This window comes from Sphingomonas rhamnosi (assembly GCF_036663615.1).
Taxonomy (GTDB): Bacteria; Pseudomonadota; Alphaproteobacteria; order Sphingomonadales; family Sphingomonadaceae; genus Sphingomonas.
In genome coordinates this window covers 149200-159377 of the sequence record NZ_JAXOJJ010000006.1, presented here as the reverse complement: position 1 = coordinate 159377, position 10178 = coordinate 149200, and the positions used below count along the sequence as shown (strand labels likewise).

11 protein-coding genes are annotated in these 10178 nt (G+C 68.4%); 6 read left to right on the top strand and 5 right to left on the bottom strand.

Annotated elements, in window-relative coordinates; genetic code table 11:
* The first annotated feature begins 95 nt into the window (after nt 1–95).
* Nucleotides 96–263, top strand: a complete 168-nt coding sequence (locus U1701_RS14040; RefSeq protein WP_332783191.1) for a hypothetical protein — start codon at nt 96–98, stop codon at nt 261–263.
* Between the two features lie 154 nt (nt 264–417).
* On the opposite strand, the gene U1701_RS14035 is transcribed toward U1701_RS14040, so the two are convergent.
* Complete coding sequence (locus U1701_RS14035; RefSeq protein ID WP_332783190.1) at nt 418–1041, bottom strand: S24 family peptidase; 624 nt, start codon at nt 1039–1041, stop codon at nt 418–420.
* Nucleotides 1042–1127: 86 nt separating this feature from the next.
* Here U1701_RS14035 and U1701_RS14030 point away from each other — a divergent pair, with 86 nt between their 5' ends.
* The 5 genes from U1701_RS14030 to U1701_RS14010 all read left to right on the top strand — a co-directional run bounded on the left by U1701_RS14030 (nt 1128) and on the right by U1701_RS14010 (nt 4959).
* Complete coding sequence (locus tag U1701_RS14030) at nt 1128–1304, top strand: hypothetical protein (protein ID WP_332783189.1); 177 nt, start codon at nt 1128–1130, stop codon at nt 1302–1304.
* On the top strand, nt 1301–1618 hold the full coding sequence (locus U1701_RS14025; RefSeq protein WP_332783188.1) for a hypothetical protein: 318 nt from the start codon (nt 1301–1303) through the stop codon (nt 1616–1618). Before U1701_RS14030 ends, U1701_RS14025 begins: the two co-directional genes overlap by 4 nt.
* A 61-nt stretch (nt 1619–1679) precedes the next feature.
* Nucleotides 1680–2864 carry an acyl-CoA dehydrogenase gene (locus U1701_RS14020; protein ID WP_332783187.1) on the top strand — a complete coding sequence of 395 codons (1185 nt, stop codon included), beginning with the start codon at nt 1680–1682 and terminating at the stop codon, nt 2862–2864.
* A gap of 111 nt (nt 2865–2975) precedes the next feature.
* Nucleotides 2976–4118, top strand: a complete 1143-nt coding sequence (locus U1701_RS14015; RefSeq protein ID WP_332783186.1) for a CaiB/BaiF CoA transferase family protein — start codon at nt 2976–2978, stop codon at nt 4116–4118.
* Nucleotides 4119–4191: 73 nt separating this feature from the next.
* Nucleotides 4192–4959: an SDR family oxidoreductase gene (locus U1701_RS14010; RefSeq protein ID WP_332783185.1), complete on the top strand. Its 768-nt coding sequence runs from the start codon at nt 4192–4194 to the stop codon at nt 4957–4959.
* Nucleotides 4960–5000: 41 nt separating this feature from the next.
* Here U1701_RS14010 and U1701_RS14005 read toward each other — a convergent pair whose 3' ends face one another.
* The 4 genes from U1701_RS14005 to U1701_RS13990 form a co-directional block, all read right to left on the bottom strand.
* Entirely contained in the window at nt 5001–6404 is a 1404-nt protein-coding gene (locus tag U1701_RS14005) for a TolC family protein (RefSeq protein ID WP_332783184.1), read from the bottom strand.
* Complete coding sequence (locus tag U1701_RS14000) at nt 6401–7480, bottom strand: efflux RND transporter periplasmic adaptor subunit (RefSeq protein ID WP_332783183.1); 1080 nt, start codon at nt 7478–7480, stop codon at nt 6401–6403. Before U1701_RS14000 ends, U1701_RS14005 begins: the two co-directional genes overlap by 4 nt.
* The gene (locus U1701_RS13995; protein ID WP_332783182.1) at nt 7464–9161 is read right to left on the bottom strand and encodes an ATP-binding cassette domain-containing protein; all 1698 of its coding nucleotides are present in this window, start codon (nt 9159–9161) and stop codon (nt 7464–7466) included. Before U1701_RS13995 ends, U1701_RS14000 begins: the two co-directional genes overlap by 17 nt.
* 94 nt (nt 9162–9255) lie before the next feature.
* On the bottom strand, nt 9256–10155 hold the full coding sequence (locus U1701_RS13990) for a hydrogen peroxide-inducible genes activator (RefSeq protein WP_332783181.1): 900 nt from the start codon (nt 10153–10155) through the stop codon (nt 9256–9258).
* Between the last annotated feature and the right edge of the window lie 23 nt (nt 10156–10178).

Below are 10178 nucleotides of genomic sequence, written 5' to 3'. Positions count from 1 at the left end.
ACGGCCCGCCGCCCCAGCCCCGTCATACTGGCGAAAGTGCGCGTGGCGGGTCGCGACGCTGGCATCTCGCCGCGCCCGGTGGCAATGGAGCGCGTATGTCCGATCCTCGTCCCAACGCCGCCGGCGGCGCCCTCATCGCGCTCGGGATGATCGGGGGCGCCGCGATCGGCTTCGCGGTCGGCCAGGCGACCCCGGGGTTCCTGATCGGGTCGGCGGTTGGGGTGGCCGTCGCGGTCCTGGTTTGGCTGCGCGATCGGCGCTAGCTGCGGCGGGACAGGCATCCCCAACTCTTACCCCGGCGAAGGCCGGGGCCCAGTTGGGGGACTATCGTGGTGGCCGGCGCGCTCCGTTATACCCGCCTTCCCAACTGGGCCCCGGCCTTCGCCGGGGAACAGTTCATGCCAATTACATCCTGCGCTACCGCGGCTCGCGCATCTGCCAGACGACGCGGCCGATGATCGCGATCTCTCCCGGCGGCACGGCCGCCGCATCCGGATTGTCGCTGGTGACCACCAGCCCCCTCGCCCCCATCGCCACCCGCTTCACCATCGTCGCGGCGTCGATCCGGATCACGAACACGCCGCCGCGCTTCCCTGGTTGGCGATCCGCGGTGTCGACGACGATGTGATCCCCATCGAGCAGCCCCGGCGCCATCGAATCGCCGCGCACGCGGATGACCGCGGCCTGCCCCGCCTTCAGCCCCAGGCGCTGCGCCAGCGCGGGATCGATAGAGTCGGTGCCGAGCGTGATCTCACCATCGACCAACGCGCCCGGCCCCGCCGACGCCGCGACGTCGAGCCGTGGCAGGCGGAACGGGCCCGGCGTCTCGGCCGCACCCAGCATCGTCTCCGCGACCCCGAAATAGTCAGACAGCAACCGCCGGTCGCGTTCCGCCAGCGCGCGCGGCGATCCCCGGCGAACGAACTGCTGCAGATAGGCGGCATTGCGCCCCAACATCGCCGACAAGGCGGCAAGACTGTCCCCCCGCGCCGCAGCGAGCGCCGCCAGCGCGGCTCTTGGATCGGGATCGAACATGATCATGAACCCTAGCGTAGGATTTTTCCTAGACAAGTTGGAAATGTGAGAACAAACCGCGAACGGACTTAGGGAATCGAAGGGAGCACGACGTGTCCGTTCTCATCAAGATCGACAGATATCTGCGCATGACGGGCATGCCGGTCAGCAAGTTCGGGCGGCTTGCGGTCAATGATCCGCGGTTGGTGCACGATCTCAAACGCGGGCGGCAGCCCGGTGCGACGATCATTGCGCGGATCGACGCGTTCATCGAAGGCGTCGGCGCATGATGCCGCAGGATCGGGGGCCCGATGCGGGCACGTTGCTGATCCGCGCGCTGCGGACGATGGGTGCTGAGTTCGCCGTGCGGATCGATTCGATCGCCGGCCGACCCTGGGCAAGCGCGACCTTTGCCGGCACGCGGCATGTCGTCCGGCTGTCCGCGCCCGACGTACCCGACGTTCGATCCTGGCTGACCAGCCTGCCCGAGGCGGAGTTTGCGTTGCGCGGGCATATCATCGCCGACCTCGCACTCGACTCGATCGAAACGCTGGACGGCGATCTCTGTGCGACGCTGACGGTGCTGAGCCTCGAGGAGTCCTGACGCCGGGGGTGGACTTTCGCGCGCCGACGCACGACTTGGGCCGCAGACCAAGGAGACGATGATGGCCGGCATGGGCAAGTTCGACTGGGCGGATCCCTTTCTGCTCGACGACCAATTGAGCGAAGACGAACGGATGATCCGCGACAGCGCGCGCGCCTATGCCGACGACAAGCTGGCCCCGCGCATCGTCGAGGCGTTCCAGACCGAACATACCGACCCCGCGATTTTCCGCGAGATGGGCGAATTGGGGCTGCTCGGACTGACCCTGCCCGAGGCGTATGGCGGGGCGAATGCGTCCTATGTCGCGTACGGCCTGGTCGCGCGCGAGGTGGAGCGGATCGATTCCGGCTACCGCTCGATGATGAGCGTCCAGTCGAGCCTCGTGATGTACCCGATCTTCGCGTACGGGTCGGACGCGCAGAAGCGCAAATACCTGCCCAAGCTGGCCAGCGGCGAATTCATCGGTTGCTTCGGCCTGACCGAGCCCGATGCCGGATCCGACCCCGGCGGCATGACGACGCGCGCGAAGAAGACCGATGGCGGCTATGTCATATCGGGCGCCAAGACCTGGATCAGCAATTCACCGATCGCCGACGTCTTCGTGATCTGGGCGAAATCGGACGCGCATGGCGGCGCGATCCGCGGCTACGTGCTCGAACGGGGAATGACAGGGCTGGAGACGCCCAAGATCGAGGGCAAGCTGAGCTTGCGCGCGTCGATCACCGGCATGATCATGATGGACGAGGTCGCGGTCGGCGAGGATGCGCTGTTGCCCGACGTGGAAGGGCTGAAAGGTCCGTTCGGGTGCCTCAACCGCGCGCGCTACGGGATCAGCTGGGGCGCGCTTGGCGCCGCCGAATTCTGCTTCCATGCGGCGCGCCAATATGGCCTCGACCGCAACCAGTTCGGCACCCCGCTCGCCGGGCGGCAGCTCTTCCAGAAGAAGCTCGCCGACATGGAGACCGAGATCGCGCTGGGGTTGCAGGCGAGCTTGCGCGTCGGGCGGCTGATGGACGAGGGCCGGTTCGCGCCCGAGATGGTCAGCCTGGTAAAGCGCAACAATGTCGGCAAGGCGCTGGATATCGCGCGGATGAGCCGCGACATGCACGGCGGCAACGGCATTTCGGGCGAGTATCAGGTGATGCGCCACCTGATGAACCTGGAGACGGTGAATACCTATGAGGGCGCGCACGATGTGCATGCGCTGATCCTCGGCCGCGCGATCACGGGGATCGCGGCGTTTTGAGGCGCCAATCTCGTCACCCCAGCGCAGGCTGGGGTCTCGTGCGGCACGGGTGCGCGCCATTACCGGGAGACCCCAGCCTGCGCTGGGGTGACGGAAATCTGGGTGGGCTGCTTGGCTAAACCCACCCCCCTCGCGGGCCTAAAGGTCATCGAACTCGCCCGCATCCTCGCCGGTCCCTGGGCCGGCCAGGTGCTCGCGGATCTCGGCGCCGAGGTCATCAAGGTCGAATCCCCCGCCGGCGACGACACGCGGCGCTGGGGCCCGCCGTTCATCGACAATCCCGACGGCAGCCGCGACGCCGCCTATTTCCACGCCGCCAATCGCGGCAAGCGGTCGGTCGTCGCGGACTTTGCCACCCCCGAAGGCCAGGCGACCGTTCGCGCACTGATCGCCGACGCCGATGTCGTGATCGAGAACTTCAAAGTTGGCGGCCTCGCGCGATACGGGCTCGATTATGCCAGCTTGTCCGCGATCAACCCGCGGCTGGTCTATTGCTCGATCACCGGATTCGGGCAGGACGGACCGTATGCGGCGCGCGCGGGGTACGACTTCATCGTCCAGGGCATGAGCGGGATCATGGACCTGACCGGCGAACCGGACGCGGCACCGCAGAAGATCGGCGTCGCCTTTGCCGACATCATGACCGGGCTGTATGCGGTAATCGCGATCCAGGCGGCGCTGAGCATGCGCGAACGCACCGGGCACGGGCAGCAGATCGACATGGCGCTGCTCGACACGATGACCGGCGTACTCGCCAACCAGGCGATGAACTGGTTCGCGAGCGGCGTGTCGCCGACCCGCGTCGGCAACGCGCATGCCAATATCGCGCCCTATGCGGTGTTTCCGTGCGCGGATGGCTGGTTCATTCTCGCGGTCGGCAACGACGCGCAGTTCGTGCGGTTCTGCGACGCGCTGGGGCTGGACAGGCTGCGCGACGATCCGCGACTCGCGACCAACGCCGGCCGCGTGGCGTTTCGCGACGTGCTCTCCGCGGGGATCGAGGCGGCGACGTCGCGGATCGCGAGGGACGCGCTGCTCGCGCAGTTGGAAGCGGTCGGCGTGCCGGCGGGCCCGATCAATTCGGTCGCGCAGGCGTTCGCCGACCCGCAGGTCGTCGCGCGCGGCATGGCGATCGACGCGGCGCGTGCCGACGGATCGACCGTTCCCGGTGTCCGCACACCGATCCGCTTCTCCGACGCCGATCTCGCGACTAGCGCCGCCGCGCCGATGCTGGGCGGCGGCAAGGTCGACTAGCGATCTTTGCGCCGTGGCGTTGCTTTCGCGCTTCGCGTGACCACCTACGGCCTCCACCTGCAGGAGACGTCCCATGAACCCGACCGGCAACACCATCCTGATCACCGGCGGCGGATCGGGGATCGGCGCCGCGCTCGCCCAGCGGCTGCACGACGCGGGTAACACCGTGATCGTCGCCGGGCGTCGGCAGCAGCCGCTCGACGACACGATCGCCGGCCGCGAGCGGATGCACGCGATGCTGCTCGACATCGACGATGCCGCCGCGGTCGAGGATTTCGCGGCGCGGATCGTCGCCGAGCACCCCGCGCTCAACGTGCTGGTCAACAATGCCGGCATCATGAAGATCGAGGACGCCGCGAGCCGCCGCGACCTGGCCGACGCGGAGGCGACGATCGTCACCAACCTGCTCGGCCCGATCCGCCTGACCAACGCGCTGGTCGATCACCTGAAGACGCAAGCCGGTGCCGCGATCGTCAATTTGACCTCGGGTCTCGCCTTCGTGCCGCTGACCGCAGCGCCGACCTATTCGGCGACCAAGGCGGCGATCCACAGCTACACGGTCAGTCTGCGCCGCCTGCTCGCCGGTCAGGTCGAACTGATCGAGATCGCGCCCCCGGGCGTGCAGACCACGCTGACCCCCGGGCAGGAAACGCGGCAAGGCTATATGCCGCTCGACGCATTCGCAGACGAAGTCATGACGCTGTGGGCGGAGCAGCCCGCATCGGGCGAGATCCTGGTCGAACGCGTCCGGCCGCTGCGCAATGCCGAAGCGGATCATCGCTTTCCGGAAACCGTGGTGCAGTTGAACGAGATGGCCGAGCGCGCACGACGCGGCGGGTAAGACCGCCGGCGCGGTTCAGCCGAGGCCGGTGGGACCGTAGCTCAGTTGGTCAGCCGCAACGCGCCGCGATCCGCGGTCGCCGCCGCCAGTTCGGCGCGCGCGGCCGCGATCCGGGCGCGGGCATCGATTACCCGGAGACCCGCGTCCGTAGCGGTTTCCTCGCGCTGGTTGACGAGGAAGAAGTCGCCCGAGCCGAGCTCGAACCGGCGGCGTTCGGCCGCGGCGAGCCGATCGGCAAGGCTGCGCTCCTCCTCGGCGATCGTCGCGAGCCGCTCGGTCGCGCCGACCGCGATGACGATCCCCTCGACCTCGATCGCGATCTGATCGCGCAGGAAGCGGCTACGCTGCCCGAGCGCGTCGATCTCCGCCCGCGCCTCGGCGACGCGTCCCTTGGCGGCGCGGTTCTGCAGCGGCACGCTGAAGCGGAACCCGATCGCTGCGTCGAGCGGGGTTCGGGTCGCCCCGCCGAGGCCCGCCGCGCCGATATCCTTGCCGACCTCGCCGCGCAGGTCGAGCCGCGGCGCCAAGTCGTTCTGCGCCAGCATCAACCGGGCGGTCGCCTGGTCGATGCGGGTCAGGATCGTGCGGTAATCGGGACGCGTATCGACCAACGCGGCGGTCTTTGCGGCGACCGCGACGCCAGCCAGCGCGGTGACGTCGTCGGGCAGGCCGGTGTCGGGCACCACCAGCGGCGCACCCGATCCGTCACGCAGGTACAGCGACAGCGCGTTCGCCGCGGTGGCGACGTCCTGCTCGGCGCGCACCACCAGCGCGCGGCGGCGAACGAGGTTCTGGTCGTTCTCGGTCAACAGGATTTCGGGTCGCGCGCCGAGCGTGACCAGCCGTCCGATCGCCCCGCGCCGCCGTTCTGCCAGGCCCAACAGGTCGCGATACGCCCGCAGCCGCAACCCCGCCGCGACCCAGGCCTGGTACGCGTCGATCGCGCGCCGCTGCACGCCGATCGCGACCATCTGCGCCTCGAACCGGGCGACGTCGATATCGGCGACGGCGACGCTGCGCCGCGTGCGACGTTCGTCGATGACGCGGTCGCGGAGCAGCGCGAACAACGCACCGACCTTCGCCTCGCCCAGCCGGTTGGTATAGGCCTGATCCTCGTACACCGGGAACGTCCCGCGCGACGCGCGGTAGTTGCCATAGACATAGCCGCCATTGCCGGTCAGCGGTCGCGTCGCGCGCCCCTCGACCACGCTGCCGTCATAGTATCCGGCGACGCGCGACCGGCCGTCGACGTCGAACACCGTGTCGAACGCCCCCTCGGCCGACAGCGACCGCCCCTCCGCCTGGCGGACGCGGGCGAGCGCTTCGACGATCTGCGGGGCGGAGCGAGCCGAGGATTCGAGCACCTCGTCGAGGGTCAACGGTCCCTGTGCGCACGCCGCGCCCGGGCTCAAGACGACGAGCAGCACGAGAAGGTAGCGGATCATTTCTTCGCGTCCTCGTCTTCGCCGCCCTTGGTCGCCATCGCCTTGGCCTCGGGCTTCGCCGGGACCGCGGCACGCCGCCCGAATTCGAGCGGGAAGTCGTTGAGCTGGCGCCACAGCTCGTACCCCACCAGCACGGTTTCGCCCTGTACCCAGCCGCGTACCTTGCTGCCCGGGCGGACATAGTCGCGCGCGGGCCAGGCGGGCTTGCCGGGTTGCGGCTCGACCAGGATGCGGAACAGGCCGTCGGGCGCGGCGGTGGGATCGATCGTGCGGACGCGCCCGTCGAACATGCCCTGCGCGACCGACGGCCAGCCGCTGAACTGGATCGCCGGCCAGCCTTCGAATTCCAGCCGGACCGGGCGACCGGGATGGACCAACGGCACGTCGCGGCCGTCGACGAACAGCTCGACCGCGCGCTCCACCCGTTCGGGGGCGATCACTGCGAGTACCGTGCCGGGCGCGACCATCGATCCGCTGGTTGAGGCGTTGAGTTGCTGGACGCGACCGTCGCGCGGCGCGCGGACCATCTGCGCGGACTGGCGATTGAGCTGGATGTCGATCCGGTTGAGCTTGGCGCGCGCCTCGGCCAGCTTGGCGCCGGCATCGGCGACCTTGATCTGCGTCTGTTCGTAATCACGCCGTGCGGCGAGGCCCTCGGCGAACAGCTGCGCGGTGCGCGACACGTCGATCCCCGCAACCGCCCGGCTCTGCTGGATCGCGGCGATCTCGGCCAGAACCTGCGCGCGTTCGGCGCCCAACCGCGACAGCAGATCGGGATCGAGATCGACGACGCGCGCGATCGGATCGCCGCGCTCGACGTGCTGGCCGTCCTGGACATACCAGCGTTCCACCCGGCCGGGGACGAATGCGGTGACCTGTTGCTGCCGATCGTCGGGGTCGAGCGCGATCACTTGCCCGGTCCCGTTGGCGGTCTGCACCCACGGCACCAGCGCCATGATCGCGCCGGCAACCGCGACGCCGATCACCAGCAGCCACGCGATCGTCTTCGCGACCCCGGGGGGACGCATCCCCGCCAGCGTGGGAAAGTGCGCGGCGCGATCAGGGCTGGACGTCATGGCGCGCCTCCGCTTGGGTGTCGGCGATCAGCGCGGTCCAGCTGGCGAAGCGGCGCTGCCGATGCGGTTCGAGCCGGAACCAGCCGTCGAGGCTGATATCCTCGGGTCGGCCGGTACACAGCAAGGTCGTCGTCCCCGCGGCCTTCAATTGACGCAAGGCCGCCACCAACCGCTCCGCCGGCAGCAGATCGTACAGCTGCGACAGCATCAGCACGCGCGGGCGGACGAGCAACGCGTTGGCGAGCTTGAGCGCCATCACCTCGCCGATCGACAGCGGGTAGCCCGACGCGGCGAGCTGCGTGTCGAGCCCGTTCGGCAGCCGCGCGATCCGATCGCGCAAGCCCACCGCCTCGAGCGCATCGAGCATCGCACCCGAGGCAACGGCGGTGGCGGCCAAGGTCAGATACTCGCGGATCGTGATCTCGACGATGGTCGGGCGATTGATCACCATGACCTGCGACCGCAGCTGGTACATGTCGAACGTCGCCATGTCCGCGCCGCCGATCATCACCAGCCCGCGGTCGGGCACGACATGCCGCTTCAACACCATTTCGAGCAGCCGCTCGGTGTCGCCATCGGCCAGAGTCACGAGCTGTTCGCCCGCCGCCAGCGCGAAGTCGAACCGGGCGCCCCCGACTTCGACCGCGTCGAGCCGCACCGCGCCGTCGGCGGGCGCCTGCCCCCCACCCTTGGTCGTCACCGCCGGTTCCTGCGGGATCGCGAACAGCAGCGACAGCTCCTCAGAACTCGCGATCAGATCGTACAGCGTATCGAGGTACCAGCCGAGCTGCGACAGGCCATAGAAGACGCCGCTGAGGATCAGCTCGGCGGCGACCAGTTGCCCGATCGACAGTTCGCCGCGCAGGATCAAATTGCCGCCGAGCGCGAGCAACGCCGCGCTGGCAAAGGCGTAGAGCAGGAGGAAGGCGACGGTCTGCGTGAAGCTGAACCGAAAATACCGCCGGTGCCGATCGACATAGGCCGCGGTGACGGTTTCCGACCGATCCATCGCGAAATCGAGATGGCGGCTCGATTTGTAGAAGCCGTTCGACCCGCCGACACTTTCCAGCCAGCGCGCTCCATCGTGCTTGGCGTGGCTCAGCGCGATCGCCGAGCGGATCGACCCGCGCGACCACAGCATCCAGATCGCCAGCATCATCAGCAGCAGCAACGTATTGAACGCGAGGAAGAACGGGTGATAGAAGCTCGTCACGACCAGCCCGACGGCGGATTGCAGCAGGATGGTGAAGCCGCCGATGACCAGGCTCGGCACCGCCTTTTGCACCACCACCAGATCGAAATAGCGGTTGAACAGGTCGGCGCGGTTCTGATCGGCGAAGAACGGGTTCTGTGCGTGGACCGCACGCAGCGTGATCTCCGCGACGACGCGCGCGTAGAAGCGCCGTTCGAACAGTGCCATGACCCAGAACCGCGCCGCGCTGAGCCCCGCAACGAACAACAGCAGCAGGAACAACAACCCGGCGAGCGTCCACAGCGGCGCGGGCAAGGCGGTGTTGGCGACGCTGTTGATCAGTAACTGCACCGAAATCGGCGTCGCCAGCGACAACAGGCTGATCGCCACGCCGTACACCAGCGCAAGCCGAAGATACGGAACGTCCGGCCCGACGATTTCCGCCAGCCACGCGGCCGCCTCGCGCCAGCCAATACGGGTGTCTGCCATTGCCATGGTCCGCCACAATTGAGTCCGACCACAGGATCGCCGCAACACGTCATTGGCGCAAGTAGCGGTTGACTATATATGTGATAGGATAAACTTATGGGCCGACCGCACGCAGCAGCTCGGCGATCAACTGATAGGCCGGCGCCCGCCCCGCCCCGCTGCGCCACAACAGTCCGATGTCGCGGTACAGGCGCCCGCCCTTGATCGGACGCACGACGACGTCGTCGCCGTCACGGACTTCCTGCCGGACATAGAGCTGCGGCAGCAAAGCGAGCCCCATCCCCATCCCGGCCATCTGGCGGATCGCGTCCAGGCTGGTCCCTTCGTAATCGTTCAGCACCGCCGCACCGACGTCCGCGGCGATCGTCGCGACCTGTTGCGCCAGCCGGTAATCGGCGACCAGGGTCAGCAGGCTCTGACCGCGCAGATCGGCCATCTCGATCATCGACTTGGTGGTGAGCGGATGATCCACCGCCATCGCCAGATACAGCGCCTCGCGGAACAGCCGTTCGCTGTGAAAGCCGCGTCCGGCGACGGGCAGTTGCGCGAGGATCAGGTCGTGGTCTCCCGCGGCGAGACCGGCGGTCAGCGCGGACGGCAGGCCTTCGCGCACATGGATCCGCAGGCTCGGATGTTCCCGGTGAAGCCGCGCGACGAGGCTCGGCAGCAGATAGGCGCCGAGCGTCGGCGACACGCCCAGCCGGATCGTCCCGACCAGCGCATCCGCCGACTCGACACGAACGTCCTCCAGATCGATCACATCGAACAGGATCCGCCGCGCGCGCTCGAGCAGTTCGCGCCCGAGCGGGGTAAGGATCGCCGGTCCGCCCCGTTCGAACAGCGGCGCGCCCAGGATCCCCTCCAGCGCGCGGATCTGTTGCGACAACGAGGGTTGCGACACCCCCATCTGTTCGGCGGCCCGCGTGAAGTTGCCGGTTTCCGCAAGCGCGACGAAATAGCTCAGCTGGCGGATTGTAATCTTGGGACGGCGCATGGCTCACCCTAGCGCGCCGGCGC